This window comes from Microvirga terrestris (assembly GCF_015694425.1).
Classification (GTDB): Bacteria; Pseudomonadota; Alphaproteobacteria; order Rhizobiales; family Beijerinckiaceae; genus Microvirga; species Microvirga terrestris.
Map to the genome: position 1 here is coordinate 86,036 of NZ_JADQDN010000006.1, position 25,089 is coordinate 111,124.

Here is a 25,089-nt window from a genome sequence, read left to right on the forward strand (position 1 = left end):
CTGGGTCGCCCCCGATTCTACGCTTCGCTCCCGCTCAGGCTCCGTCCGGCTTCCCATCCCAGGATCGCCTGCTTGCGGGTAAGTCCCCAATGGTAGCCTGTGAGCGCGCCTGAGCGGCCGAGCACCCGGTGGCAGGGGACCACGAAGGAGACCGGATTCTTGCCCACCGCCGCGCCGACCGCCCGGCAGGCGGCGGGCTTGCCGATGTGGCGGGCGATGTCGGAATAGGTGGTGGCCCGGTCGCGGGGAATGCGCAGCAGGGTCTGCCAGACCCGCACCTCGAAATCGGTGCCGATGAGCACCACCCGGAGCGGCTGCTCCGCCTGCCATTGCGACGGGCTGAAGATGCGCTTGGCCACGGGTGCCGTGGCGGCCAAATCTTCTACATATTCCGCCTTCGGCCAGCGCCGGGTCATGTCGGCGAGCGCCGCCTGCCGGTCCCCATCGTCCACGAAGCCCAGCCCCGCGAGCCCGCGCTCCGTCACGATCAGCAGCGCCTCGCCGAAGGGCGAGGGATGGAAGCCGAAGCGCATGGTCAGCCCCGAGCCGCCCGCCTTGTAGTCGCCGGGCGTCATGGCCTCATGGGTGACGAACAGGTCGTGCAGCCGGGCCGGCCCCGAGAGGCCGAGCTCATAGGTGGCATCGAGCACGCTGGCGGAATCGGCCAGCAGCGCCTTGGCGTTGTCCAGCGTGATCGCCTGGAGAAAAGCCTTGGGCGACAGGCCCGCCCAGCGCCGGAACAGGTGGTGCACATGGGTGGTGGACAGCCCCACATGATCGGCAATCGCCTCCAGCGACGGCTGCTCGCGCCAGCGCTCGGAAATATACGCGATGATCCGGCGCACCCGCTCGTAATCCGAATGGGGCTCGTCCGGCACCATGAGGTCGGCCGGTTCGATGGTGATGTCGCGCAAGGTATTGAGCATAGGAGTGATCCTTCGTTGCGGATCATCCTAGGAGGCATGAGCGTCGAGCGACACCCGATTTCTGCGGTGTTCCCACTCACTTAACCTCTCGTACCTTCGCTATAGGCCTGCGAGAATTCCGGCTGCCTTTGCAAGCGACATGAACATCTTCCGAGCATGCTCAATCGTGGCTGCATCGGGATGCTCATGGGCGCACGCCAGGGCTGCAGCGGCAATCAGCCAGACCCCAGGGCTGCGGGCACGAAGCTCGGCAAGCTGCTTGATGCCGTACCATCGCATCACGGCCAAGGCTTTCGTGAGATCCTTGATTGGATACTGCCGCTTCCACCCGTCTGCGGCTTCAAGCGTAATGACGACAGGCGAACTAAAGGAATGTCGGTTCATAAACGAAATCCAAAGATGAAGATTGGCGCAAAATAGCTGATTGATCGACCGCTACTGGAGTTCCGCCGACCAAGGCGCGAAAAGGCTTGGCCGCCTCCAAAGAAGAAAGCGATCCTGGGTCGCAAGGCGCAGGCTCTTGGCTTCCTCGGGGCGTGCAATTTCTGCTTCATTGACCTGGAGCTGCCGCTCCAGCAGAAGCATACGGCGACGGGACGAAAGCTTATGTGCGTGTGTCCTGGTTTTCATGGGAGCACTCAGGATAGGCGGCAGTGTCAGCATTCACGATGCGTGACGGTTCCTCGACCGCGATCAAAGCCCCTAAGCAATGCTTTTGATTTTTAATATTATTGCGGACTCATAGCGAGATATCACCGAATCGTCAGTCGGGAAGCCGACATATCATCGAATTTTCTTAACCCATGTGAACCTGCTGCTGTAAGGCAGCCATATGGATGTAGAGCCCTCAATACGCTTTGATGTTCCTATTTTGTTCTTGACTGTTGTCCTAAGCTGGGCTATAGCTGGGGACATCCTCGCCCGACGAGGGGCGCGCTCGCGAGGCGTCGCAAGAGTGGGGCGAGGAGCGGTCCCGCCGCAGGTCTCGCACACCTGTGATCGCGGGTGGCCGATCCTGGCTTGATCCAGGTCCGCTGAAACAAACCGCGCGTGACGAGCAGCTTGGCTCTCACATTTCCCACACCCATCGAGCCGGGCTGCCCGCCACGCCTCCCTCGATCCACCTTCAGGCTCGCAGCTCACGCTGCGGGCCCCAAGGTGCTGACTGTTTCTCAATAGCCCCGCTTCACATCCGCCAGGGCGCGGCCCAGGGCTTCGGCCAGGGTCTCGCGCTCCGGCGGGGAGAGGTCGCGGGCGATCACCACTTGGTCGTTGCGGGAGGTCAGGGCCAATTGCTGCAGGCCGTATTCGTCGTCGATCTTCCGGTCGAGGCGGGTCCAGAGCGGGTTGAACTGCCAGTCTTTCACCTCGCCCTTCGGGCTCACCTTTCTGAACAGAAGCCGGATCGGGGTCAGCTCGAGCAACTCGAAGGCATCGCCCTGCCGGTAGCTCGCCCGGAAGGCGATGTAGAGGCCGAGGAAATCGAGGCCGAAGAACCCGGCCACCGGCCAGAAGCCCATGACGATGAAGGGGACGCTGGCCACCAGGGAGGTGAGGCAGACCAGCACCATGACGATCCTGAACCCTTGCGGGCTCAACGACCGATACGGCCGGATGACGGCCGAGAACACCGGCTCGTCGAACCGGTCGATCTCGCCATCTGTCGCCTTGCTGCCTGCCATAGCATAAGTATAACGCACGAATGTCCGATCTGAAGCCGCCAGCCCGCCGCAGCTCCAAGCCTCAACAGAAGCCCACCGTTCCGGCGAAATCCGTCAGCAGGGCCGTGCGCTCCCGCGTGCCGAAGCCCGTCGACCGGGCCACGATGGTCGAGATCTTCCGCCGCCTGCACGCGGCCAATCCCGAGCCCAAAGGCGAGCTGGACTACACCAATGCCTATACGCTGCTCGTCGCCGTGACACTCTCGGCCCAGGCGACCGATGTGGGCGTCAACAAGGCGACGAAGAACCTGTTCCCCGTGGCCGACACGCCGGAGAAGATGATGGAGCTGGGCGAGGAGGGCCTGCGCCAGCACATCAAGACGCTGAACTTCTTCAACACCAAGGCGAAAAACGTCATCGCGATGGCGAAACGCCTCGTGGAGGAGTTCGGCGGCGAGGTGCCCAATTCCGTCGAGATCCTGGAGACCCTGCCGGGCGTCGGGCGCAAGACCGCAAGCGTCGTGGTCAATATCGCGTTCGGCGATCCGCGGGTGGCGGTCGACACGCATATCTTCCGCGTCACCAACCGCCTGCCGCTCGCCATCACCAAGACGCCGCTGGACACGCAAGCTGCCCTCGAAAAGCTGATCCCGGACGAGTACCGGCTCCACGCTCATCACTGGCTCATCCTGCACGGCCGCTACATCTGCAAAGCGCGCAAGCCCGAATGCTGGCGCTGCCCGGTCAATGACCTGTGCCGGTATCCGGACAAGACGATTCCTTAAATCGGAACGCCAGCGGGCCTCAGACAACGCGGTGCACTGGGGACGCAGGCAATGCCGGGCGTCGAGCAGGCCAACCCTTCGGGAACGCGGCGGCAGACGACGCAGCTATCGGTCCATTCAGCGCAGGATGGCCCCGGAGCCGAGCCCTGGCTCGGAGCTTGAGACACCGCCGTTGCGCTCGCAATGATCGCGAACGCTGCAACGAGCAGCGCGACCGCAATGGACAGGGTGACGGCGAGAGCCTCGTCGCGCGACAGCATGGATCAGCCGTAGACCATGAGGCCCGCGAGACCCGCGGCGCCGACGAGAATGCGCCAATAGGCGAACGGCGTGAAGCCGTGCCGGGACACGTAGTCGAGCAGCATCTTCACCACGATGAGGGCCGCTACGAAGGCTGTGATGAAACCCGCCACGATGATCGCGGCATCGTTGGCGGAGAGGATCTTGTAATTCTTCAACAGGTCGTAGGCGAAGGCGCCCGCCATGGTGGGCATGGCGAGGAAGAACGAGAACTCCGCGGCTGCGCGCTTCGAGGCGCCCATAAGCATGGCGCCCACGATGGTGGCGCCGGAGCGCGACACGCCGGGGATCATGGCCACACATTGGATGAGGCCGATCTTGAGGTACATCGACAGGGAGAACCGGGTCGCGTCGGTCTTCGTCGCCTCGAGCGGCATCCGGTCGATGGCGAGCAGCACGAAGCCGCCGACGATCAGCGTGATGCACACGATCCAGGGGTCGAAGAGAACTTCCTTGATGAAGCCGTGCAGAACGGCGCCGATCAGGGCTGCGGGCAGAAAGGCCACCAGCACGCCGATGACGAAGTGGCGCGCCATCGGATCGTGCGGCAGGGCCCTGGCGATCGACCAAAGCTTGTTGAAGTAGACGGACAGGATCGCCAGGATCGCGCCGAGCTGGATCAGGACCTCGAAGGTCTTGCCGGTCGACTCGAAGCCGAGGAAGTGGCCGACGAGGAGCAGGTGGCCGGTCGAGGAGACGGGGAGAAACTCCGTCAGCCCTTCGATGAGGCCGAGAAAGAGCGCCTCGATGATTTGCGACATCGTTGAAAATCCTGAGAACGGCGCCAGATGCGGGAGCGCCTCCACGTCTGTCAAGAAAGGTTTGCGCCCAAGGCGCGACCCTTCTGCGTCAGAGACATGAGATTCACCAATATTCCTTACCAACCCTTAACGAAGCACGGCCTTATTCTTGCCGCCTGTTTCGCGTCAGCATCATTCATGGCCACCCTGCATTCCTATCCCTTTTGCCCGCAGTCGCGGTTCGCACGCCTTATTCTGGCGGAACTCGGCCTTGAACCGGATGTGGTCGAGGAGAAGCCGTGGGACCGGCGCATCCCGTATCTGGAGATCAACCCGGCCGGCAACCTGCCGCTCTTCCTCGACAGCAACGGGCTCGCGGTGCCGGGCCCCATGGGCATCGCGGAATACCTGGACGAGACGCGCGGGGAGGATCTTCGGGATCGCCGTTTTCTGCCAGCGGATCTCGCCGGGCGGGTCGAGGTGCGCCGCCTGCTCGACTGGTTCCTGGTCAAGTTCCACGGCGAGGTCTCGGACTACCTCGCCACAGAAAAGATCTATAAGCGGTTCATGCCGAGCGAACTGGGGGGCGGTCCGCCGGATATGGGCGCGATTCGCGCCGCCCAGACCAATGTGCGATACCATCTCAAATATATCGGTTTTCTGATTTCCAAGCGGAATTGGCTTGCCGGCGACCAGATGACCTATGCGGATCTGGCGGCGGCGGCCCATCTGTCGGTGGTGGATTATCTCGGCGACGTGCCATGGAACGAGGACGAGACAGCGAAGCTTTGGTACGCCAGGATCAAGTCCCGGCCGTCCTTTCGCACGCTCCTGGCGGACCGGGTGCCGGGCATGGCGCCGGCGGACCATTACGACAATCTGGACTTTTAGACGGGCAAGCCCTCAAGCGCGCTTTTGTCGAGCGTGCCAAGACACTGGGCTTCGACACCATCCGCATCGCTCGGCCGGATTCGATCCCGCTCGCGCCGGAGCGTCTGCAAGCCTGGCTCGAAGCCGGTCATCATGGCTCCATGGAGTGGATGGCTGAAACGGCAGAGCGCCGCGCCGATCCGCGCGCCCTCTGGCCGGAGGTGCGCAGCGTCATCCTGCTCGGGCTGAACTACGGCCCGGCCAGCAACCCTCTCGCAGAACTCGCGCACAAAGATCGCGGCTACATCTCGGTCTATGCCCGCAACCGCGACTACCATGATGTGATCAAAGGCAAGCTCAAGGAAGCCGCGGGCTTCCTGGCCTCGAAGGCCTCTTCCGACGTGAAAGTCTTCGTCGATACGGCGCCGGTGATGGAAAAGCCGCTGGCCGAAGCGGCGGGCCTCGGCTTTCAGGGCAAGCACACGGTGGTCGTGTCGCGGGAGCTCGGCAACTGGCTGTTCCTCGGCGCCATCTTCACCACGGCGGAACTGCCTGCCGACGAGCCGGAGCGCAACCATTGCGGCTCCTGCCGCCGCTGCCTCGACATCTGCCCGACGAACGCCTTCCCGGCGCCCTACCAGCTCGATGCGCGTCGTTGCATTTCGTATCTCACGATCGAGCATAAAGGGCATATCTCCGAAGAGCTGCGCTCCGGCATCGGCAACCGCATCTTCGGCTGCGACGACTGCCTCGCCGTATGTCCCTGGAACAAGTTTGCGCAGGCAGGCCGCGAGGCGCGGCTCGTGCAGCGGGAGGATCTCGCCGCCCTGCCGCTGGCGGATCTCGCCCGCCTCGACGATCCTGCCTTTCGCGCTCGCTTTGCCGGCACGCCGATCAAGCGCACGGGCCGCGACCGGTTCATCCGCAATGTGCTGATCGCCATCGGCAACTCGAGCGACGCGAGCCTCGCCGCAGAGGCAGAGCGGTTGCTGGACGATGCATCGCCGCTGGTGCGTGCCATGGCGGTCTGGGCGCTCGGGCGCTTGCTGCGGTCCGACGCAATAGTGCGTCATGCCGCGGAGCGGCTGGAGCAGGAAAGCGATCCGGATGTGCGCGAGGAATGGCACCGGGCGATGGCGGGACGAGTCGAGGCTGTAGCCTGACCAGCTCAGGCGGCGTGGCGATTCGCTGTCGGGCCGAAATGGTCGATGTAGCGCGGGTTGATCGCCGAGACGGGCAGGAGCACGAGCACATCGGTGGTGCCGAACTGCCGGTCGATCACCGCGCCCGTGCCGAAGGTCGCACCGACGCGCAGGTAGCCCTTGATCAGGGGCGGCAGGGCGTGCAGGGCAGCCTTCGGATCGATGGCTTCCTTAGGCAGGATGTCCATGGGGGTGAAGCGTTCCGGCAGGGCGCTGGCCTGCCAAGCGGTCGGCGCGGCGGCATAGTGGTGCAGGAAGCTCAGGGGAAGCGCCAGCGCCCGCGGATCCGTGCCCTCCAGGCTGGCGCAGCCCATCATCACGTCGATGCGGTGGTGGAGCACATAGGCCCAGATTCCGTGCCACAGCAATTCGACCGTGCGCTTGTTGCGATAGGGTTTGAGCACGCAGGAGCGGCCGAGTTCAAGAAAGCGCAAGCCGGGATGAGCCTTCAGGAGCGGTGCGATATCGTATTCGCCCCGGGTGTAGAAACCACTATTCCGCTCGGCAATCTCCTGGCGGAGCAGGCGGTAGGTGCCCACCACCTTGGGCTTGGCCGGGCGGAAGGGCTTGGCCTTCACATCATGATCGAGAACGAGGATGTGGTCGCAGATGCGGTCATATTCGTCCACGTCGCGGCGGGAGATCAGAGCCGCGCCGCTGGGCGATGCCGACATCTCCTCGTAGAACACCTTGAAGCGCAGATTCTGGGCGCGCCTGATCTCCTTGGTGGTGGTCGCCAGACGGACCTCGAGGGAGCCGATCCAGCCAAGAACGGGATCGAGGCTGCCATAATCACGGACGATCCTGTCGCCGCCGGACATGAACCTGAGGCCGTCAAGGCGCGAGCCGTTAGGAGCGGAACGAGCCGCTTCATGGTTCGAAAGATAATCGCTCATCACTGCCCCAAAGAATCGTCTGACCGGCGCCGGATCGTGGCTGACGCCGCTCCGCTTCCGCTATGACATAGAACCTGTTCCAAACTGTTTTGTGACAGAAAACATATCTGTGCCCGTGGAAAATATCGGAGCCGGTCCGGGGATTCACAAGCTGGGTGAAAGGCCTCGCCCTTTCGTTAAGCAGCAGCCGGGCGCCGATCCCCGTGAGCCCGGTAGGAGAGAGCCTCGGCGATATGGATGCGCCGCACCCGCTCCTCCCCGTCGAGATCGGCCAGGGTGCGGCCCACCTTCAGCACCCTGTGGAAGCCGCGGGCGGAGAGGCGCATAGCATTGGCTGCATCCCGGATCAGGGACAGGCCCTCCGGGTCGGGCTGCGCCACGTCCTCCAGAAGCGCCGGCGGGCAGGCAGCGTTCGTCGTCACGCCATCAAGGTTCAGGGCCGCATAGCGCTTGGCCTGCCGCTGGCGGGCCTGGGCCACCCGGGCCGCAACGTCGGCGGAGCCCTCGGATGGAGCGGGCAGGATCAGGTCGGCCGCCGTCACGGCCGGCACGTCAATGGCGAGATCGATGCGGTCGAGGAGCGGGCCGGAGAGACGGGCCTGATATTGCGCGATGCAGCGCTCGTTCGGCTGTCGGCGGCAGACATAGCCGGGCTCGGTTGCCTGTCCGCAGCGGCAAGGGTTCATGGCGGCGACGAGCTGGAAGCGGGCAGGATACGTGACCCGGTGGTTCGCCCTGGCGATCAGGATCTCGCCCGCCTCCAGCGGCTGCCTCAGGGAATCGAGCACCTGCGGCTGGAACTCCGGCAACTCATCCAGGAAAAGCACCCCGTGATGGGCGAGCGAAGCCTCGCCGGGCCGTGCATTGAGGCCGCCGCCGACCAGGGCTGCCATGGAGGCCGAATGGTGCGGAGCCCGGAACGGGCGGCGGTCCGACAGGGCGCCCTCCGCCAGCAGCCCCGCCACAGACTGGATCATCGAAACTTCTAGGAGCTCCCGCGGCGAGAGCGGCGGCAGGATGGAGGGCAGCCGCTGGGCCAGCATGGATTTGCCGGCGCCGGGTGGGCCGTTCATCAGGAGGTTATGCGCCCCGGCCGCCGCGATTTCGAGGGTCCGCTTGGCGCTTTCCTGCCCCTTAATATCCTTGAGGTCAGGCAGGACACCGGAGGCCGGCATGATGGCAGGCTCGGGACGTGCCAGCACCTGGGCGCCCTTAAAGTGGTTGGCGAGCTGGATCAGGGAGCGGGGCGCCAGAATGTCGATGTCGCTGCCGGCCCAGGCGGCCTCCGAGCCGCAGGCGGCAGGACAGATCAGGCCATGCCCACGCTCATGGGCCGCCATGGCGGCGGGAAGTGCGCCCGCGACAGCGGTGATCGAGCCATCGAGCGCCAGCTCGCCCAATACCGTGAAGCCGCCCAAGGCGTCGGCCGGAATAGCCCCGATGGCCCCCATGACCGCAAGGGCGATGGGCAGATCGTAATGACTGCCTTCCTTCGGCAGATCGGCCGGGGCAAGGTTGACCGTGATGCGCTTAGCCGGAAGGGCGAGGCCCGAGGCGATCAGGGCCGAGCGGACCCGCTCGCGGGATTCGGCCACTGCTTTGTCCGGCAGGCCGACGATGGTGAAAGCGACCGCACCAGGCGAAATCTGAACCTGGACATCGACCGTCCGCGCCTCAATTCCTTCGAACGCAACAGTGGAAACGCGCGTCACCATCCGGCTCAGACCTCTCGCAAAGCCCGGATGTTAGCGTGGTCTTTTGAAACGCGATAGTGTTGCTTTATTTTGAGGTGGAGACCCACTTTTTGTGCGGAACCGCTGCCTCAGAAAAGCGTTGAGTCCAACTGCACGGAGAAAGCTGTAAGGCGACCATGTCTCCGAAAAGACTGTCCGGGAGGGGCCATTCATGACACGGATCGATTCTCTTTCGCTGAAGCCGCGATGCTGATCCGTCGATTGAAAGGGCCGTTGACTTGGCGTGATCGGAAGCCAGGTACACGGGCAGAGACTGGCGTGTCCGCTGTCGCGGAGGAGACGAAGTTTGAGTAGCGATAAGCCTTTGCGCATCCTCGTCGTTGAGGATGAAATCCTGATCGCGCTCGAACTCGAAAGCCTGCTCCAGGATCTGGGGCACGACGTGGTGGGGATCGCAGCCTCATCCCAGGACGCCCTTTCGCTCGGCCGCGATCTCAAGCCGGATCTCGCCTTCGTCGATATTCATCTGTCTGACGGCCCCACGGGCGTCGACGTGGCGCGTCATCTCAGCAATGAGCATGGGGTCACGGTGCTTTTCATGACGGCCAATGCCAAGCGGATTCCGGAGGATTTTGCAGGCGCCTGGGGCGTCATCGCCAAGCCCTATACGGAGCGCGGCGTGCGAGAAGCCCTCGCCTATGTAATGGCCGGTCAGTCGCGCGAAGCTCAGGAGGCGCGAACGGTGACCTTCGTCCCTTTCGGTCCGGCAACCCGCCAGCGTAGCTCCCAAATGTCCTGAACAGGATCTTGCCGCTACCCATGTGACTTGAGCCGGTAGAGCGCGTCGAGCGCCTCCCGCGGGGTCATCTGGTCGGGATCGAGAGCAGCGAGCGATTCCCGCAGGGCATCCTGCTTCGGCACTGCACGCGGTTCGTTGCGGACGGGCACGGCAAAGAGCGGCAGGTCGTCGAGCAACGCGCGCTTCGGGGCCTCCCGGTCGGATCTCTCCAATTCGCTTAAGATCGTCTTCGCCCGGTCGACGACCTGGGTCGGCAGACCCGCGAGTCGCGCCACCTGCAGACCGTAGGAGCGGTCGGCGGCGCCGGGCACGACCTCGTGCAGGAACACCACCTCACCGTTCCATTCCGTAACCTTCAGGGTCGCGTTCGAGATGCGTGCCATCCGCTCGGCAAGTGCCGTCAACTCGTGGAAATGGGTGGCGAACAGCGCCCGGCAGCGATTGGTCTCATGCAGGTGCTCGATGGCCGCCCAGGCGATGGACAACCCGTCGAAGGTCGCGGTGCCGCGGCCGATCTCGTCGAGGATCACGAGCGAGCGGGCCGTGGCCTGATTGAGGATGGCGGCCGTCTCCACCATCTCGACCATGAACGTGCTTCGACCGCGCGCCAGGTCGTCGGCGGCACCCACCCGGGAGAAGAGCCGGTCGACGATGCCGATATGGGCTTGCTTAGCCGGCACGTAGGCGCCCATCTGGGCCAGCACGACGATGAGGGCGTTCTGGCGCAGATAAGTCGACTTGCCGCCCATGTTCGGGCCGGTGATCAGCAGGATGTGGCCTGCGTCCTTGCCGGAGAGATCCGAATCGTTGGCGATGAATGGAACGCCCTCGCGCTTAAGCGCGGCCTCGACCACGGGATGACGGCCGCCCTTGATCGTGAAGGCGAGGCCGGTATCGACCACGGGGCGTGTCCAGTCGAGCCGCATGGCGAGATCGGCGAGCGCCGCCGTCACGTCGATGACGGCGATGGCCTCGGCCGCCGCCGCGATCTCTCCCGTGAGATCGAGAAGCGCCTGCACCATCTCGTCGAACAGCGCGAGCTCGATCTTCAGCGCTCGGTCGGCCGCGGACGCGATCTTCGACTCGAGCTCGCCGAGCTCCATGGTGGAGAAACGCATGGCGCCCGCCATGGTCTGGCGATGGACGAAGGTGTCCTTCCAGGGCTCCTTCAGCAGATCTTCGCCCACATTCTGCGGCACCTCCACGAAGTAGCCGATCATGTGGTTGTGCTTGACCCGTAAGCCCCGACAGCCTGTCTCGGTGGCGTAGCGCGCCTGGAGTGCCGCGATGAAGCGGCGTGAATCCTGCTGCAGCTCGCGCAACTCGTCGAGATTTGCGTCGAACGCGGCGCGGATGAAGCCGCCGTCGCGCTTCAAGAGCGGCAGCTCGTCGGCGAGAGCCGCGCTCAGTCGGTCAGCTACGTCCGTGCGCAGGTCTTGGAGCACCTGCGCGGCCTCCGACAGCTCTCTCGGCAGATTGGGCGCGATCGCCAGCTCAAGCCCGAGTTCGCGCGCGGCGAACAGGCCGTCGCGCACGCAGGCCAGATCCCGCGGTCCGCCGCGTCCGAGGCTCAGCCGTGACAGGGCGCGGGCCAGATCCGGCGAGCGCTTGAGGATGCGCCGCAGCCGGTCGCGCAGGTCGCCATTCTCGACGAGCGCCGTCACGGAATCCTGCCGGTCGCGGATCAGGCCCGGATGGGTGAGGGGGCCGGCGAGCCGCTCGGCCAGCAACCGGGCGCCGCCGGGCGTCACCGTGCAGTCGATGGTGGCGAGCAGGCTGCCCGCCCGTTCGCCCGACAGGGTGCGGGTCAGTTCCAGGTTGGCGCGGGTCGCCGCATCGATGGCGAGCGCCGCGCCGGAGGTATCGCGGGAGGGCGGGTTGAGAACCGGACGGCTGTCGATCTGGGTCTTCTCGACATAGAACAGCGCACTGCCCGCAGCCGTGATCTCGGCGGGGCTGAAGGACCCGAAGGCATCGAGGGTCGCGACTCCGAAATAATCCTTCATCCGACGCTCGGCGGAGGCCGGATCGAGCCCCTCGCGGGACAGGGGCGTGATCGAGGCGCGGGTCTCCTGCCAGAAGTTTTTGAGCTCCGGATCGTCGTGAATGACGTCCGGCACCAGGATCTCGCGGGGCTCGAAGCGGGCGATCTCGGCTGAGAGGCCGGTGCCGTCCGTCTCGCTCAACACGAAATGGCCTGTGGATATGTCGAGGGCGGCCAGGCCGTAGCACCATTGCGTATCGGAGGCCCGGCGCCGGGCGATGGCGAGCAGATAATTGGCCCGCCCAGGCTCCAGCAGGCGTTCCTCGGTGATCGTGCCCGGCGTGACGAGCCGCACCACGTCGCGGCGAACCACCGACTTGGAACCCCGCTTCTTCGCTTCCGCCGGATCCTCGGTCTGCTCGCAGACCGCCACTCGGTGGCCCAGGCCGATGAGGCGCTGGAGATAGTCGTCGGCCCGCTCCACGGGCACGCCGCACATGGGGATGTCCTGCCCCTGGTGCTTGCCACGCTTGGTGAGAACGATGCCGAGCGATTGGCTGGCGATCTCCGCATCCTCGAAGAACAGCTCGTAGAAATCCCCCATCCGGTAGAACAGCAGGCTGTCCGGGTTGGCGGCCTTGATCTCGATATACTGCGCCATCATAGGCGTGACGCGGCTGTCCTGCGCGGGCGCAGCGTTCGATGGGGCGGTCTCGGAGGATTTGTAGGCGGCTTGGGACGACATCCGTCCTGTGTAGCAAAGCTCCGGCCCCAGTTCATCCGTATCATGGGGTCCGAAGGGCGCATGTGGACAAGTCTTGAGGAAGGCGCATCCTATGTCTTAAAGTCGCATCCCCCTCAGGAAACGCCCTGCATCACAAGAATCGGACCCTCATGACCGACGATCAGCGCCCGACCCGCCGCAAACGCCCCACCTTCACGGACCAGGAGGCGCTGCAATTCCACGCTCAAGGACGCCCCGGCAAGCTCGAGGTCGTCCCGACCAAGCCCATGGCGACCCAGCGCGACCTGTCGCTGGCCTATTCGCCGGGTGTTGCGGTGCCGGTGCTGGCCATTGCCGAGAACCCGTCTCTGGCCTTCGACTACACCACCCGGTCCAATATGGTGGCGGTGATCTCGAACGGTACCGCGATCCTCGGCCTCGGCAATCTCGGGGCACTGGCCTCGAAGCCGGTGATGGAGGGCAAGTCGGTGCTCTTCAAGCGCTTCGCGGATGTGGATTCCATTGACCTTGAGGTCGATACGGAAGATGCCGACAACTTCATCAACTGCGTGCGCTATCTCGGCCCCTCCTTCGGCGGTATCAATCTCGAAGACATCAAGGCGCCGGAATGCTTCATCATCGAGGAGCGCCTTCGGGAACTCATGGACATTCCGGTGTTCCATGACGACCAGCACGGAACGGCGATCATCGCGGCGGCGGGCCTCATCAACGCGCTTCATCTGACCGACCGTGACATGGCGAAGACCAGGCTCGTGGTAAACGGTGCAGGTGCCGCAGGTATTGCCTGCACCGAGCTTCTGAAGGCCATGGGCTTTGCCCCCAACAACGTCATCCTCTGCGACACCAAGGGGGTGATATACAAGGGCCGCACCGAGGGCATGAACCAGTGGAAATCGGGTCATGCGGCCGAAACCGATGCCCGCACGCTGGCCGATGCCCTCAACGGCGCCGATGCGGTGTTCGGCTTGTCGGCGAAGGGCGCGTTCAGCGATGACATGATCCGCTCCATGGCACCGAACCCGATCATCTTCGCCATGGCCAACCCCGATCCGGAGATCACACCGGAAGAGGTGGCGCGCATCCGCGACGACGTGATCATCGCCACCGGCCGGTCCGACTACCCGAACCAAGTCAACAATGTCCTGGGCTTTCCTTACATCTTCCGCGGCGCCCTCGACGTGCAGGCGACCACGATCAACATGGAGATGAAGATCGCGGCCGCCCATGCGCTCGCGGAGCTTGCCCGCGAGGATGTGCCCGACGAGGTGGCGGCGGCCTATCAGGGCACGCGTCCGCGCTTCGGGCGCGATTACATCATCCCCGTGCCGTTCGATCCGCGCCTGATCCACACGATCCCCATGGCGGTGGCTAAGGCCGCGATGGATACCGGCGTGGCGCGCCGCCCCATCGTCGACATGCGCGCCTACAAGGCGCAGCTCTCCGCCCGGCGCGATCCGGTGGCCGGTACCCTCAACCGCATCTTTGAGCGGGTGCGCAAGTTCCCCAAGCGCGTGGTCTTCGCCGAGGGCGAGGAGGAGCAGGTGATCCGCGCCGCCTTGTCCTTCGTCAACCAGGGTCTCGGCAAGGCCATCCTTGTGGGGCGCGAGGACCGCATCCATGAGACGGCGGTGCAGGCCGGCATCGATCTCGAAGGCCGCGACGGGATCGAGATCCACAATGCGCGCCTGTCCCATCGCAACGCGACCTATGCGCAGTTCCTCTACGAGCGCCTGCAGCGCAAGGGCTATCTGTTCCGCGACTGCCAGCGCATGATCAACCAGGACCGCAACCACTTCGCCGCCTCCATGGTGGCTTTGGGCGATGCGGATGCCATGGTGACCGGCGCGACGCGCAACTACTCGACGGCCCTTGCCGATGTGCGGCACGTGGTCGATGCCAAGCCCGGCCACCGGGTCATTGGCGTCTCGCTCTGCTTGGCGCGCGGCCGCACGGTGCTGGTCGCCGATACGGCCATACACGAAATGCCGGACGCGCAGGAATTGGCCGAGATCGCCATCGAATCCGCCGGTGTCGCCCGCCGCCTCGGCTATGAGCCGCGCGTGGCGCTTCTCTCGTTCTCGACCTTCGGTCATCCGAAGGCGGAGCGCGCGGAGAAGATCCAGGAGGCCGTGAAGATCCTGGACGGCATGCGGGTCGATTTCGAATATGACGGCGAGATGGCGGCCGATGTGGCGCTCAACCGAGATGTCATGGCGCAGTACCCGTTCAGCCGCCTGACCGACACGGCGAACGTGCTCATCATGCCGGCGTTCCACTCGGCCTCCATCTCCACCAAGATGCTGCAGGAACTCGGCGGCGCCATGGTGCTGGGCCCCCTTGTCGTGGGCCTCGACAAGCCGGTGCAGATCGTCTCGCTCGGCGCGACCGACAACGACATCGTCAACATGGCGGCACTCGCGGCTTACAACATCGGTGGGTAGGACTTGGCGCCTCCCTCATGCCGGTGTGTTGAGGGAGGTGCGCACTGCCTAATTTGGAACCCTTTGCTCCTGAGAGTAGCGCTGGAGCTTTCCGCAGGCTAAATGCCTGATTGGAAACGAAGGAATCGCCTTATCATGAGCAAGCCATCCACCGTGGTGTTCGACATTGGCAATGTGCTGCTGCGCTGGGATCCGCGCAACCTCTACCGCACTGTCTTCGATGACGAGGCGGAAATGGAGTGGTTCCTGTCGAATGTCTGCACCCATGATTGGAACTTGGAACAGGACCGGGGGCGCGATTGGGACGAGGCGGTGGCCCTTCTGGTCAAGGATCATCCCAAGCACGAGCCGCATATTCGCGCGTTCCACGAGCGCTGGCACGAGACCGTCTCCGGCGTGTTCGACGATCATGTGGTCCTACTCCAGCGCCTGCGCGAGGCGGGCGTGCCGAACTACTGCATCACCAATTTCTCCGGCCCCAAACTCATCCTGGCGCAGGAGCGCTTTCCGTTCCTCGCCGGCTTCGACGGCATCATCGTCTCGGGCGACGAGCGCCTGCTGAAGCCGGATCCAGCCATCTATCACCTCCTGCTCGACCGCTATGGGCTTGTGGCTAAGGATTGCGTGTTCATCGACGACTCAAAGCCCAACGTGGAGGCGGCCCGTGGTGTGGGCATGCATGCGATCCATTGCGTTGAGGGAATCGATCTGGCGGGCGACCTTCGGGGGTATGGCTTCCCGGTTTGACGGCTTGCCCTTCGGCTCTGCTTGAGCCATCAGGCAGCATGCGCACTTTCGACACCTCCCTGCCCATCGATGCGGTCCTCGGCGACCTGACGGCGAGCCTGCGGGCGCGGCCGAATGCGGTGCTTGTGGCGCCGCCCGGCGCCGGCAAGACCACGCGTGTGCCGCTGGTGCTGCTCGACGAGCCCTGGGTGAACGGCGGAAAGATCATCGTGCTGGAACCGCGCCGTCTCGCAGCCCGCGCGGCGGCCGCCCGCATGGCGCAGACCCTGGCCGAGACCGTCGGTGAGACGGTGGGCCTTCGCGTGCGCCTCGGCTCCAAGGTGAGCCGCAGAACGCACATCGAGGTGGTGACCGAGGGCGTCTTCGCCCGCATGATCCTCGATGATCCATCCCTGGAAGGCATCGCGGCCGTACTCTTTGACGAGTTCCACGAGCGCTCTCTTGATGCGGATCTCGGCCTCGCCCTGGCCCTCGATGCGCAAGCGGGTCTGCGTGAGGACCTTCGCCTTCTCGTCATGTCCGCGACCCTCGACGGCGCACGTGTGGCGAGGTTGTTGAGCGAGGCGCCTGTCGTCGAATCTGAAGGCCGCGCTTATCCGGTCGAGACCCGCTATCTCCGGCGTGATCCCAATCGCCGCATCGAAGAGCAGGTGGCGGATGCGGTCACGCGTGCACTTCGCGCTGAGGGCGGCTCCATTCTGGTGTTCCTGCCGGGGCAGGGGGAGATCCGCCGGGTCGAGACCATCTTACGCGAGCGCATCGTCGATCCCGCCGTCGACATCGCGCCGCTCTACGGCGCGCTTGAGCGTGGCGAGCAGGATTTGGCGGTGAGCCCTGCCAAGCCCGGACGGCGCAAGGTGGTGCTCGCCACCTCCATCGCCGAGACATCGCTCACCATCGAGGGTGTGCGGGTCGTCATCGACTCGGGCCTTGCCCGCGTGCCGGTCTACGAGCCGAATATCGGCCTCACGCGCCTTGAGACGGTGCGCGTCTCCCGCGCCGCCGCCGATCAACGTCGAGGTCGCGCGGGCCGCACGGAACCTGGTGTCTGCTATCGACTGTGGGAGGAGGCTGCGACGGGAGCCTTGGAGCCGTTCGGGCGCCCGGAGATCCTCTCCGCAGACCTCGCGCCGCTGCTCCTCGATTGCGCCGCCTGGGGCGTTGCCGATCCAACGTCGCTCGCCTTCCTCGATCCGCCGCCAGTGCCTGCACTGAAGGAGGCGCGGGCGCTGCTGCAGCAGCTCGGTGCCCTCGACGACGATGGGCGCATCACGGAGGTCGGCCGTAAGTTGCGTGACCTGCCTCTGCCGCCACGATTGGCCCGCATGGTGCTGCTCGCCGGGGCGAGCGGGCAGGCCCGCGATGCGGCGGATGTCGCTGCCGTTCTGGTCGAGCGCGGCCTGGGCGGCGACGCAGCGGATCTTGCCGATCGTGTCGAGCGCTTTCGCCGCGACCGCTCCAAGCGGGCGGAGGACATGCGGCGCATGGCGGAGGGCTGGGCGAGTGGCGGCAACGGCGCGGCGAGAGGCGAGCCGCACTCGATTGGCGCGCTTCTCACACTTGCCTATCCCGACCGCCTCGCGAAGGCTCGCGGCAAGCCGGGCGAGTATCTCATGGCGAATGGGCGTGGCGCCTCGCTCGAAGCGCACGAGCGGCTGGCGAAGGAGCCTTATCTGGCGGTTGCCGAAATCGCCGGAGGCGCAGCCTCCGCGCGCATTCTCGCGGCGGCTGCCATTTCCCCTGAAGAGATCGAGGCGCAGTTCGGCCATGCCATCGAGCAGCGCGACGAGATCACCTTCGACCGGCCGGCAAAGGCTCTCCGAGCACGCGGCGTTCGGCGCCTAGGGGCTCTTCTCTTGAACGAGCAGCCGCTGAAGGTCCCGCCGACGGAAGAGGCTGCGCGGGCGCTCGCCGAAGGGCTCGTCTCGCTGGGGCTCGATGCGCTGCCCTTTTCAAAAGCTCTGGCGCAATGGCGCGAGCGCGTGATGTTTCTCCGCAAGGCCGAGGGCGACGAGTGGCCGAACCTGTCCGATGAGGCGCTGACGAGCGCGGCGGATGAGTGGCTCGCGCCACACCTCGTCGGCATGAGCAGCCTCGGCGAGATCGGTCCCGACCTGCTGAGCGAGGCTCTGCGCAGCCTCATGCCTTGGAACCTGCAGCGCCGTCTTGATGCGGAGGCGCCGACCCATATCGAAGTGCCGACCGGATCGCAGATACCGATCGATTATGGCGCGGAGGACGGGCCTGTTCTCGCCGTGCGGGTGCAGGAATTGTTCGGTCTCGACAAGCATCCCACCATCGCGGCCGGGCGCGTGCCGCTGATCCTGCATCTGCTCTCGCCGGCACAGCGCCCGATCCAGATCACCCGCGACCTTCCGGGTTTCTGGCGCGGCTCCTGGGCGGCGGTGCGGGCCGATATGCGTGGGCAGTACCCGAAGCATCCCTGGCCGGAGGATCCGCTGACCGCGCCGCCGACACGGCGTGCAAAGCCGCGAGGCACTTGATTCCCAAGGCTCCCTTCTCGGCTCTCCACTCAGAGCCAAAGAGCCACGAGGGTCATGATCACGACCAAAGCGCTGAGCACAGCGAGCCAGATCCGGGTTGTCCGTCCATGCTCGCGGATCTCATCCCTGAGGTTCAGCTCGAGTTCCTCGAGGCGCCGATAGAGGTTCTCCTGCCGCTGATCGAACAGCAGGCGCGTCTTCTCATGCGCGTCCCGTGTTCCCTCGATCAGGATCTCCCAATACTCACGGCGTTCCTTCTCGTTTGCCTCCCGGCGGGCCTGCGACTGCCGCTTGCGCTCTTCTGCTGAAAGTTGGGGCATCTCATCATGTCCGATCGATCAAGAAATATCTGTCCGATGCTTCTGCTTTCAATGACGCAGTGTCTGACGCGGATTTCCGGTTACTCCACGATGCGGCTCACGAAGCCGCCCCGAACTTAATCTCGAAACGACTCGATCAGACGTCCCGCCGTGGCGCGGTTCAGGGCCATCGGGATGTCATACACGAGGGCAAGACGCATCAGCGCCTTCACGTCCACGTCATGCGGATGCGGCGAGAGCGGGTCGACGAAGAAGAACAGGGCGTCGATCCTGCCTTCCGCGATCATCGCGCCGATCTGCTGGTCGCCGCCGAGCGGACCGCTCTTCAGCCGCGTGACGGAAAGCGAAGGGCATCGCTCCATCACCCGAGCGCCCGTGGTGCCGGTGGCAAAAAGCGTGAACGGGCGGATATCGTTCTCGTACAGGGCCACGAACGCGGCCATGTCGTCCTTCTTGGCGTCGTGGGCCACGAGCGCCAGGGTCAGTTGCTTCATGGGAGGGACAGCTCAATTGCTCCAGCGGTCACGCCACTGCATTTCGCCGGCCATGCAGTTGGTGCGCTGAGGGGATTGGATGCGGCTGATCAGGGTCTGTCCGGGCATCAGGTTGGCAACTTCCAGAAGGATCTTGGTTTTGATCGCCTCGATGAACTGGTCGCGCTCCCGCACCGGAACGGTGAACGAACCCTGGCCGCCGATCACGCAATCCTTGTAATAGACGTCGAGATCGGGGATGTCGAGGTAGCCGGGCTGGCGCAGCATGATCGGCAGCCCGTTGATGGTGATGCCCTTGGCCAGCGCCGCATCGCGCGCCTCGAGCACGAGACGGCCCTGGTTGTTGGGGCCGTCGCCGGATACGTCAATGACTTGCCGGTTCGCAGTGAGACCGCTTTCCTCCAGGAGCTTCACGCTGAAGTCGATGGCGCTGGAGATTGAGGTCCGCTGTGCCCGTCGTAAGGGTGTGGAAGCGATCCTGTCGGCGAAGGCCATCAGGCTCTCGGAATTGTCGAGCACCGTCCAGGGAATGATCACCTTCTGATCCGGCGAACCGGCCCACTCCATATACGTGACGGCGATCCGGCCCAGCATTCCGCCGCGGATCGCATCATGGACGAGCTTAGAGCGGAAGGCCTGGGCGAAGCCTTCCCGCTGCAGGGCCTGCTCATCCGTGTCCATGGAAAAGGAGATGTCTACCGCGACCACAAGAGCGAGATCGACCTCAGTGTCGCTCTGGGCCTGAGCCGGGAGGGCGAGAAGCCCCCATAGGCAGACCAATGCTGCGGCAAGGCGGATGAAGCCGGAACAAACCATCGGAATCTCCTTTGCGGGAGCCGTATTGGTCGGAAAACTGTGCCAGCTTCTGGAAATAAGGCAAGGCTGCCCCCGGACCAGAGGGGAGCTTAAGAATGCTTACCCTCAACGATTGTGAGAGTAGCCTGGAAGGCAGCGTCGGGGTCGAGATGGGTCGTGTCGAGGGTCACCGCGTCAGTAGCGGCCTTCAACGGTGCCGTGCTGCGGTTCATGTCGCGCTCGTCCCGTCGGCGGATGTCCTCAAGGATCGTCTCGTATTCGGCCTGCTCGCCCCGCCGCAGGAGTTCGAGATGGCGCCGCCGTGCCCGCTCCTCGGGAGCCGCGGTGATGAACAGCTTCACGTCCGCATCCGGGCAGACCACGGTACCTATGTCCCGCCCGTCGAGCACGGCGCCCGGTTCCTGCCTGCTGAACTGGCGCTGGAAAGCCAGCAGCGCGTCACGCACCGGCTGATAGGCGGAGACCACCGAGGCGGCCTCGCCCATGGCAGCGCCTCTGAGGCGGGAATCGTCCTCCAGGTGCGAGACGTCAAGGTTCTGCGCCACGGCCGTGGCAGCCTCCCGGTCGGTGAGGGGAGCGTCCCTGTCCATGAGCACGCGGGCGACGGCCCGGTAGAGCAGGCCGGTGTCGAGATGGGCGAAGCCGTAATGCTCCGCAAGACGCTTGCCCAGGGTGCCCTTGCCGGAAGCCGCAGGGCCGTCGATGGCGATGATCATGGGCGGGCTCAATCCTGGATCGTGGCGCCGAGCTCCCGCATGAGCGGGATGAAGGATGGGAAGCTGGTCATGATCATGGCCCCGTCGTCCACGGTCATGGCCTCATCCGTGGCTAGGCCCATGACCAGGAATGCCATGGCAATGCGGTGGTCGAGATGGGTGGCCACCGGGTTGCCGCCGCCGCGAGCTTTGCCGCCGGAGCCATGGACGATGAGGTCGTCGCCCTCGACCGCGTAGGCGACTCCGGCCTCGGCAAGACCCGCCGCCACGGCCGCCAGACGGTCGGATTCCTTGACCCGCAACTCATGAAGCCCCTGCATCCGGGTCGTGCCTTCGGCAAAGGACGCCGCCACGGCCAGGATCGGGTACTCGTCGATCATGGCCGGCGCCCGGGCATGGGGCACAGTCACACCGGTGAGCCTGCTGTGCTGGACACGCAGGTCCGCCACCGTCTCGCCGCCCTCGTCGCGCTCGTTCAGGCGCTCGATGGAAGCGCCCATCTCGAGCAACGTGGTGATGAGGCCGGTGCGGAGCGGGTTCATCATCACGCCCTCTAGCACCACGTCGGACCCGGGGGTGATCAGGGCCGCCACCAGGGGGAAGGCGGCGGAGGAGGGGTCGGTCGGCACCACAATGTCCGTGCCGCGCAGCTCTGGCTGGCCCTGCAGGGTGATGGCGCGGCCATCAGTGCCATGGTGAGCAACCTCCACGCTCGCCCCGAAATGGCGCAGCATCCGTTCCGTGTGGTCGCGGGTGGCTTCGCGCTCGATCACGGTGGTCTTGCCGGGAGAGTTGAGGCCGGCGAGCAGGATCGCCGATTTGATCTGGGCCGAGGCGGCAGGGGTCTCGTAGGTGATGGGAAGAGTCTCGCGGGGGCCGCGCAGGGTCAGGGGCACACGCCCGCCCTCGGCCTCGCTCACCACGGTCACGCCCATCTGGACCAGCGGATCGAGAATGCGGCGCATGGGGCGCTTTCTCAACGAGGCGTCGCCATCGAAGGTCGAGGTGATCGGGTGGCTGCCGGCCACGCCCATCATCAGGCGCGAGCCGGTGCCCGCATTGCCGAAATCGAGAATGTCCTTGGGCTCGGTCAGTCCGCCGATGCCGACGCCGACGATCCGCCAGCGGCCGGGTCCCTCGCGGGTGATGGTGGCGCCGAGCGCCCGGCAGGCCTCGGCGGTGCGCAGCACGTCGTCGCCTTCCAGGAGGCCCTCGACCCGGGTTTCGCCAATGGAGAGGAGCCCGAAGATCATGGAGCGGTGGGAGATCGACTTGTCGCCGGGAACGCGGATGCGCCCTTTCAGGGGCGTTCCGGACCTGCTGGCGACCGGGGAGGGCGTTCCGTGCGCGTGCGACATCGTGTTTGAGTTCCTTGAGCCTTCTCGTCTGGGCGGGCTCCTAACACGGGGTTTTCCCGCCGTCACGCGCAAGCTGGGTCAAGCTGGACCCTTGCCGCTGCAATTTCCTATTTGACAAGCCATGCCCTGCCGACTAACGGAGCCTTCCCAACCATTCACACTTATCCAAGGCAATCACCCGTGGCCAAACCGGAACTCGGCTTGAAGCGCCAGTGCATGAGCTGCGGCGCGAAATTCTACGACCTCAACAAGGACCCGGCGGTCTGCCCGAAATGCGGCACCGTGTTCCAGGCGACCGCTATGACGACCCGCGTCGCCGCTCCCGTGGCGGCCCGCGCTGCTGCCGTGGCCGATGACGACGAGACCGAGCTCGAGGCGGCCGGTCCGGAGATGGTCTCCCTCGACGAGGTTGAGGCTGACGAGAACGAGAAGGACATCCCGGTCGACGACGACATCGAGGTGGCCGACGACGTTGCCGATGACGACACCTTCCTCGAAGACGAGGAGGAGGGCGACGACGACGTGTCCGACCTGATCGACAGCGATCTGGAAGACGACGAAGAGGCTTGAACCTCGGATCGGAGGCGACTATAGAGACGCCTCTGATTTCAGAAGAGACCACCGCGGTGCCCCATACATCGCGGCTCGGATGGGGCCATAGCTCAGCTGGGAGAGCGCTTGCATGGCATGCAAGAGGTCGGCGGTTCGATCCCGCCTGGCTCCACCAAATCCTTCCAAAAAGCCGCCTTCGGGCGGCTTTTTTGTTGATCGGCGAGCGCTCAGCCCTTTGTCTCATGGAAAGGGCACTCATCTTCATTTTTAGTCGCAACGCCTTAATCTAAGGCCAGGATCTTCACATCCACCGAAAGCGGAACGATGACGCGCATCCAGACGAACGGCCTCCAGGTCGCCCCGGTTCTTCATGATTTCATCGAGCGGGAGGCGCTGCCCTATACCGGCGTCTCGGCCGATGCCTTCTGGAAGGGGCTGGCCGGCCTCGTGAAGGAGTTCGCCCCGCGCGACCGTGAGCTGCTCGCCATCCGGGACAAGCTCCAGGGGCAGATCGACGAATACCACCGAGCCCGAAAGGGTCAGCCCTTCGATCAGGCCGCCTATGAGCAGTTCCTGCGCGACATCGGCTATGTGCTGCCGGAGCCCGAGGACTTCGCCGTCCGCACGCAGAACGTGGACGACGAGATCGCCCGCATCGCCGGACCCCAGCTCGTGGTGCCGGTGTCCAATGCCCGCTATGCGCTGAACGCCGCCAATGCCCGCTGGGGCAGCCTCTACGATGCCCTCTACGGTACCGATGCGATCCCGGAAGACGATGGCGCCACCCGCTCCGGCGGCTACAACAAAGCCCGCGGCGCCAAGGTCGTGGCCCGCGCCCGCGAGGTGCTCGACCAAGCGGCGCCCCTGGCGGGCGGCAGCCACAGGGATGCGACCTCCTATACCATCCAGGGCACTGCCCTCATCGTCACGCTTCGGGACGGCAGCGAGACGGGCCTTGCCGATCCGGCCCAGTTTGTCGGCTACCAGGGCGAGGCGGCAAGCCCGTCATCGGTGCTGCTGCGCCACAACAACCTGCATCTCGACATCCGGATCGACCGCTCTCATGCGATCGGCGCCGAGGATCCGGCCGGTGTCGCCGACGTGGTGATGGAATCGGCGGTCTCCACCATCATGGACCTGGAGGATTCGGTGGCGGCGGTCGACGCCGTCGACAAGGTCGAAGTCTACCGCACCTGGCTCGGGCTCATGAAGGGCGATCTGGTCGAGAGCTTCGAGAAGGGCGGAAGAACCGTTGAGCGCCGTCTCAATCCCGACCGGGTCTACACGGCTGTCAACGGCGGCGAGCTTCGCCTGCACGGGCGCAGCCTCATGCTGGTGCGTAATGTGGGCCACCACATGTTCACCGATGCGGTGCTCGACGAGAACGGCGAGGAGATCCCCGAGACCATCCTCGATGCGGCCATCACGTCGCTCATCGCGATCCACGATCTGAAAGGCGCGGGCTCCCTGCGCAACAGCCGTGCGGGCTCGGTCTACATCGTGAAGCCCAAGATGCACGGGCCTGACGAGGTGGCGTTCGCCAACGACCTCTTCACCGCCGTCGAGGATATGCTGGCACTTCCCCGCAACACCCTCAAGATGGGCATCATGGACGAGGAACGGCGCACCTCCGTCAACCTCAAGGCCTGCATCCGCGCGGCGGCCGAGCGCATCGTGTTCATCAACACCGGCTTCCTCGACCGCACGGGCGACGAGATCCACACCTCCATGGAAGCGGGTCCGATGATCCGCAAGAACGACATGAAGTCGACCGCGTGGATCAAGGCCTACGAGGACAACAACGTGGATGTGGGCCTCGCCTGCGGTCTGCCCGGCAAGGCGCAGATCGGCAAGGGCATGTGGGCCGCGCCCGACAAGATGGCCGACATGCTGGCTCAGAAGATCGGCCATCCGCAGGCCGGCGCCACCACCGCCTGGGTGCCGTCACCCACCGCCGCGACGCTGCACGCGCTGCACTACCATCAGGTGAGCGTGCCGGCTCGCCAGGAAGAACTGAAGACACGTCCGCGTGCAAAACTCTCCGACATCCTGACCATCCCGGTGTCGCAGTCGAATTGGGCACCGGATGCCGTGCAGCAGGAGCTCGATAACAACTGCCAGGGCATCCTCGGCTATGTGGTGCGCTGGATCGACCAGGGGGTCGGCTGCTCGAAGGTGCCGGACATCCACGATGTCGGTCTCATGGAAGACCGCGCGACGCTGCGCATCTCCAGCCAGCACCTCGCCAACTGGCTGCGCCATGGCATCGCCAGCGAGGACCAGGTGATGCAGACCCTGCGCCGCATGGCCGAAGTGGTCGACCGGCAGAATGCCGGTGATCCGCTCTACCGGCCGATGGCGCCGGATTTCAAAGGTCCTGCCTTCCAGGCCGCCTGCGATCTCGTCTTCAAGGGCGCAGAGCAGCCCAACGGCTACACCGAGTACGTGCTGCACGAACGCCGCCGCGAAGCGAAAGCCTTAGGCGCACCGGACCTCATTGACGAGAGTGGCGTCGAAACACAGTAAGAGGAAAGGGCGC

The 25,089-nt window shown here is 65.0% G+C and carries 23 protein-coding genes and 1 tRNA gene; 10 read left to right on the forward strand and 14 right to left on the reverse strand.

Annotation, left to right across the window (positions count from 1 at the left end; all coding sequences use genetic code 11):
• Positions 1-17: 17 nt before the first annotated feature.
• The 3 genes from I2H36_RS13290 to I2H36_RS13300 all read right to left on the reverse strand — a co-directional run bounded on the left by I2H36_RS13290 (position 18) and on the right by I2H36_RS13300 (position 2,608).
• Complete coding sequence (locus I2H36_RS13290; protein WP_246718817.1) at positions 18-881, reverse strand: methylated-DNA--[protein]-cysteine S-methyltransferase; 864 nt, start codon at positions 879-881, stop codon at positions 18-20.
• Positions 882-1,025: 144 nt separating this feature from the next.
• On the reverse strand, positions 1,026-1,310 hold the full coding sequence (locus I2H36_RS13295; RefSeq protein WP_196264387.1) for a hypothetical protein: 285 nt from the start codon (positions 1,308-1,310) through the stop codon (positions 1,026-1,028).
• A gap of 788 nt (positions 1,311-2,098) precedes the next feature.
• On the reverse strand, positions 2,099-2,608 hold the full coding sequence (locus I2H36_RS13300) for a DUF2244 domain-containing protein (RefSeq protein ID WP_196264608.1): 510 nt from the start codon (positions 2,606-2,608) through the stop codon (positions 2,099-2,101).
• Positions 2,609-2,628: 20 nt separating this feature from the next.
• Here I2H36_RS13300 and nth point away from each other — a divergent pair, with 20 nt between their 5' ends.
• Positions 2,629-3,372: an endonuclease III gene (gene nth / locus I2H36_RS13305; protein WP_196264388.1), complete on the forward strand. Its 744-nt coding sequence runs from the start codon at positions 2,629-2,631 to the stop codon at positions 3,370-3,372.
• Here the strand turns inward: nth and I2H36_RS13310 are convergent.
• Both I2H36_RS13310 and I2H36_RS13315 read right to left on the reverse strand, forming a co-directional pair.
• A complete protein-coding gene (locus tag I2H36_RS13310) occupies positions 3,369-3,632 on the reverse strand; it encodes a hypothetical protein (protein ID WP_196264389.1) in 264 nt (87 codons plus the stop codon). The two genes, nth and I2H36_RS13310, sit on opposite strands and share 4 nt — an antisense overlap.
• Before the next feature lie 3 nt (positions 3,633-3,635).
• Positions 3,636-4,433 carry an undecaprenyl-diphosphate phosphatase gene (locus I2H36_RS13315; RefSeq protein ID WP_196264390.1) on the reverse strand — a complete coding sequence of 266 codons (798 nt, stop codon included), beginning with the start codon at positions 4,431-4,433 and terminating at the stop codon, positions 3,636-3,638.
• 177 nt (positions 4,434-4,610) lie between these two features.
• Between I2H36_RS13315 and I2H36_RS20075 the strand changes: the two genes are divergently transcribed.
• Complete coding sequence (locus tag I2H36_RS20075; RefSeq protein ID WP_246718802.1) at positions 4,611-5,303, forward strand: glutathione S-transferase family protein; 693 nt, start codon at positions 4,611-4,613, stop codon at positions 5,301-5,303.
• Here I2H36_RS20075 and I2H36_RS20435 read toward each other — a convergent pair.
• The gene (locus I2H36_RS20435; protein WP_343234453.1) at positions 5,300-5,437 is read right to left on the reverse strand and encodes a hypothetical protein; all 138 of its coding nucleotides are present in this window, start codon (positions 5,435-5,437) and stop codon (positions 5,300-5,302) included. The genes I2H36_RS20075 and I2H36_RS20435 overlap by 4 nt on opposite strands.
• Here I2H36_RS20435 and queG point away from each other — a divergent pair.
• The gene (gene queG, locus I2H36_RS13320; RefSeq protein WP_343234452.1) at positions 5,387-6,445 is read left to right on the forward strand and encodes a tRNA epoxyqueuosine(34) reductase QueG; all 1,059 of its coding nucleotides are present in this window, start codon (positions 5,387-5,389) and stop codon (positions 6,443-6,445) included. The two genes, I2H36_RS20435 and queG, sit on opposite strands and share 51 nt — an antisense overlap.
• A gap of 5 nt (positions 6,446-6,450) precedes the next feature.
• Here the strand turns inward: queG and olsB are convergent, their stop codons facing one another.
• Positions 6,451-7,380, reverse strand: a complete 930-nt coding sequence (gene olsB, locus I2H36_RS13325; RefSeq protein WP_196264392.1) for a l-ornithine N(alpha)-acyltransferase — start codon at positions 7,378-7,380, stop codon at positions 6,451-6,453.
• Between the two features lie 176 nt (positions 7,381-7,556).
• The gene (locus I2H36_RS13330; RefSeq protein ID WP_196264393.1) at positions 7,557-9,095 is read right to left on the reverse strand and encodes a YifB family Mg chelatase-like AAA ATPase; all 1,539 of its coding nucleotides are present in this window, start codon (positions 9,093-9,095) and stop codon (positions 7,557-7,559) included.
• A gap of 325 nt (positions 9,096-9,420) precedes the next feature.
• On the opposite strand from I2H36_RS13330, the gene I2H36_RS13335 reads away from it, so the two are divergent.
• A complete protein-coding gene (locus tag I2H36_RS13335) occupies positions 9,421-9,873 on the forward strand; it encodes a response regulator (protein ID WP_196264394.1) in 453 nt (150 codons plus the stop codon).
• A gap of 14 nt (positions 9,874-9,887) precedes the next feature.
• Here the strand turns inward: I2H36_RS13335 and mutS are convergent, their stop codons facing one another.
• Positions 9,888-12,602: a DNA mismatch repair protein MutS gene (mutS, locus tag I2H36_RS13340; RefSeq protein WP_196264395.1), complete on the reverse strand. Its 2,715-nt coding sequence runs from the start codon at positions 12,600-12,602 to the stop codon at positions 9,888-9,890.
• 149 nt (positions 12,603-12,751) lie between these two features.
• On the opposite strand from mutS, the gene I2H36_RS13345 reads away from it, so the two are divergent.
• The 3 genes from I2H36_RS13345 (at position 12,752) to hrpB (ending at position 18,294) form a co-directional block, all read left to right on the forward strand.
• Entirely contained in the window at positions 12,752-15,043 is a 2,292-nt protein-coding gene (locus I2H36_RS13345; protein WP_196264396.1) for an NADP-dependent malic enzyme, read from the forward strand.
• A gap of 135 nt (positions 15,044-15,178) precedes the next feature.
• The gene (locus I2H36_RS13350) at positions 15,179-15,790 is read left to right on the forward strand and encodes an HAD family hydrolase (protein WP_196264397.1); all 612 of its coding nucleotides are present in this window, start codon (positions 15,179-15,181) and stop codon (positions 15,788-15,790) included.
• Between the two features lie 38 nt (positions 15,791-15,828).
• On the forward strand, positions 15,829-18,294 hold the full coding sequence (gene hrpB, locus I2H36_RS13355; RefSeq protein ID WP_196264398.1) for an ATP-dependent helicase HrpB: 2,466 nt from the start codon (positions 15,829-15,831) through the stop codon (positions 18,292-18,294).
• 29 nt (positions 18,295-18,323) lie between these two features.
• Here hrpB and I2H36_RS13360 read toward each other — a convergent pair whose 3' ends face one another.
• From I2H36_RS13360 to aroA, 5 genes are all read right to left on the reverse strand, one after another.
• Positions 18,324-18,614: a hypothetical protein gene (locus I2H36_RS13360; RefSeq protein WP_196264399.1), complete on the reverse strand. Its 291-nt coding sequence runs from the start codon at positions 18,612-18,614 to the stop codon at positions 18,324-18,326.
• A 116-nt stretch (positions 18,615-18,730) separates the two neighbouring features.
• Positions 18,731-19,108 (reverse strand): methylglyoxal synthase, encoded by a 378-nt coding sequence (locus I2H36_RS13365; protein WP_196264400.1) that lies wholly within the window; start codon positions 19,106-19,108, stop codon positions 18,731-18,733.
• A 12-nt stretch (positions 19,109-19,120) separates the two neighbouring features.
• On the reverse strand, positions 19,121-19,924 hold the full coding sequence (locus I2H36_RS13370) for a DUF1194 domain-containing protein (RefSeq protein ID WP_196264401.1): 804 nt from the start codon (positions 19,922-19,924) through the stop codon (positions 19,121-19,123).
• A gap of 89 nt (positions 19,925-20,013) precedes the next feature.
• On the reverse strand, positions 20,014-20,640 hold the full coding sequence (cmk, locus tag I2H36_RS13375) for a (d)CMP kinase (protein WP_196264402.1): 627 nt from the start codon (positions 20,638-20,640) through the stop codon (positions 20,014-20,016).
• Between the two features lie 8 nt (positions 20,641-20,648).
• Positions 20,649-21,998, reverse strand: a complete 1,350-nt coding sequence (gene aroA, locus I2H36_RS13380) for a 3-phosphoshikimate 1-carboxyvinyltransferase (RefSeq protein WP_196264403.1) — start codon at positions 21,996-21,998, stop codon at positions 20,649-20,651.
• Between the two features lie 180 nt (positions 21,999-22,178).
• Here aroA and I2H36_RS13385 point away from each other — a divergent pair, with 180 nt between their 5' ends.
• The 3 genes from I2H36_RS13385 (at position 22,179) to I2H36_RS13395 (ending at position 25,076) form a co-directional block, all read left to right on the forward strand.
• Positions 22,179-22,568 (forward strand): TIGR02300 family protein, encoded by a 390-nt coding sequence (locus tag I2H36_RS13385; protein ID WP_036356504.1) that lies wholly within the window; start codon positions 22,179-22,181, stop codon positions 22,566-22,568.
• An 81-nt stretch (positions 22,569-22,649) separates the two neighbouring features.
• Positions 22,650-22,725 (forward strand) — tRNA-Ala (locus I2H36_RS13390).
• A 149-nt stretch (positions 22,726-22,874) separates the two neighbouring features.
• Entirely contained in the window at positions 22,875-25,076 is a 2,202-nt protein-coding gene (locus tag I2H36_RS13395) for a malate synthase G (RefSeq protein ID WP_196264404.1), read from the forward strand.
• Positions 25,077-25,089: the final 13 nt, after the last annotated feature.

Excerpts from the sequence above, each read along its gene's own strand:
- I2H36_RS20435 (WP_343234453.1), bottom strand. The coding sequence starts at position 5,437 with ATGATGACCGGCTTCGAGCCAGGCTTGCAGACGCTCCGGCGCGAGCGG.
- I2H36_RS13395 (WP_196264404.1), top strand. The coding sequence starts at position 22,875 with ATGACGCGCATCCAGACGAACGGCCTCCAGGTCGCCCCGGTTCTTCAT.
- cmk (WP_196264402.1), bottom strand. The coding sequence starts at position 20,640 with ATGATCATCGCCATCGACGGCCCTGCGGCTTCCGGCAAGGGCACCCTG.
- aroA (WP_196264403.1), bottom strand. The coding sequence starts at position 21,998 with ATGTCGCACGCGCACGGAACGCCCTCCCCGGTCGCCAGCAGGTCCGGA.
- I2H36_RS13310 (WP_196264389.1), bottom strand. The coding sequence starts at position 3,632 with ATGCTGTCGCGCGACGAGGCTCTCGCCGTCACCCTGTCCATTGCGGTC.
- I2H36_RS13350 (WP_196264397.1), top strand. The coding sequence starts at position 15,179 with ATGAGCAAGCCATCCACCGTGGTGTTCGACATTGGCAATGTGCTGCTG.
- I2H36_RS13315 (WP_196264390.1), bottom strand. The coding sequence starts at position 4,433 with ATGTCGCAAATCATCGAGGCGCTCTTTCTCGGCCTCATCGAAGGGCTG.
- olsB (WP_196264392.1), bottom strand. The coding sequence starts at position 7,380 with ATGAGCGATTATCTTTCGAACCATGAAGCGGCTCGTTCCGCTCCTAAC.
- mutS (WP_196264395.1), bottom strand. The coding sequence starts at position 12,602 with ATGTCGTCCCAAGCCGCCTACAAATCCTCCGAGACCGCCCCATCGAAC.
- nth (WP_196264388.1), top strand. The coding sequence starts at position 2,629 with ATGTCCGATCTGAAGCCGCCAGCCCGCCGCAGCTCCAAGCCTCAACAG.
- I2H36_RS13330 (WP_196264393.1), bottom strand. The coding sequence starts at position 9,095 with ATGGTGACGCGCGTTTCCACTGTTGCGTTCGAAGGAATTGAGGCGCGG.
- I2H36_RS13370 (WP_196264401.1), bottom strand. The coding sequence starts at position 19,924 with ATGGTTTGTTCCGGCTTCATCCGCCTTGCCGCAGCATTGGTCTGCCTA.
- I2H36_RS13360 (WP_196264399.1), bottom strand. The coding sequence starts at position 18,614 with ATGCCCCAACTTTCAGCAGAAGAGCGCAAGCGGCAGTCGCAGGCCCGC.
- I2H36_RS20075 (WP_246718802.1), top strand. The coding sequence starts at position 4,611 with ATGGCCACCCTGCATTCCTATCCCTTTTGCCCGCAGTCGCGGTTCGCA.
- I2H36_RS13290 (WP_246718817.1), bottom strand. The coding sequence starts at position 881 with ATGGTGCCGGACGAGCCCCATTCGGATTACGAGCGGGTGCGCCGGATC.
- I2H36_RS13295 (WP_196264387.1), bottom strand. The coding sequence starts at position 1,310 with ATGAACCGACATTCCTTTAGTTCGCCTGTCGTCATTACGCTTGAAGCC.
- I2H36_RS13345 (WP_196264396.1), top strand. The coding sequence starts at position 12,752 with ATGACCGACGATCAGCGCCCGACCCGCCGCAAACGCCCCACCTTCACG.
- I2H36_RS13365 (WP_196264400.1), bottom strand. The coding sequence starts at position 19,108 with ATGAAGCAACTGACCCTGGCGCTCGTGGCCCACGACGCCAAGAAGGAC.
- hrpB (WP_196264398.1), top strand. The coding sequence starts at position 15,829 with ATGCGCACTTTCGACACCTCCCTGCCCATCGATGCGGTCCTCGGCGAC.
- I2H36_RS13300 (WP_196264608.1), bottom strand. The coding sequence starts at position 2,608 with ATGGCAGGCAGCAAGGCGACAGATGGCGAGATCGACCGGTTCGACGAG.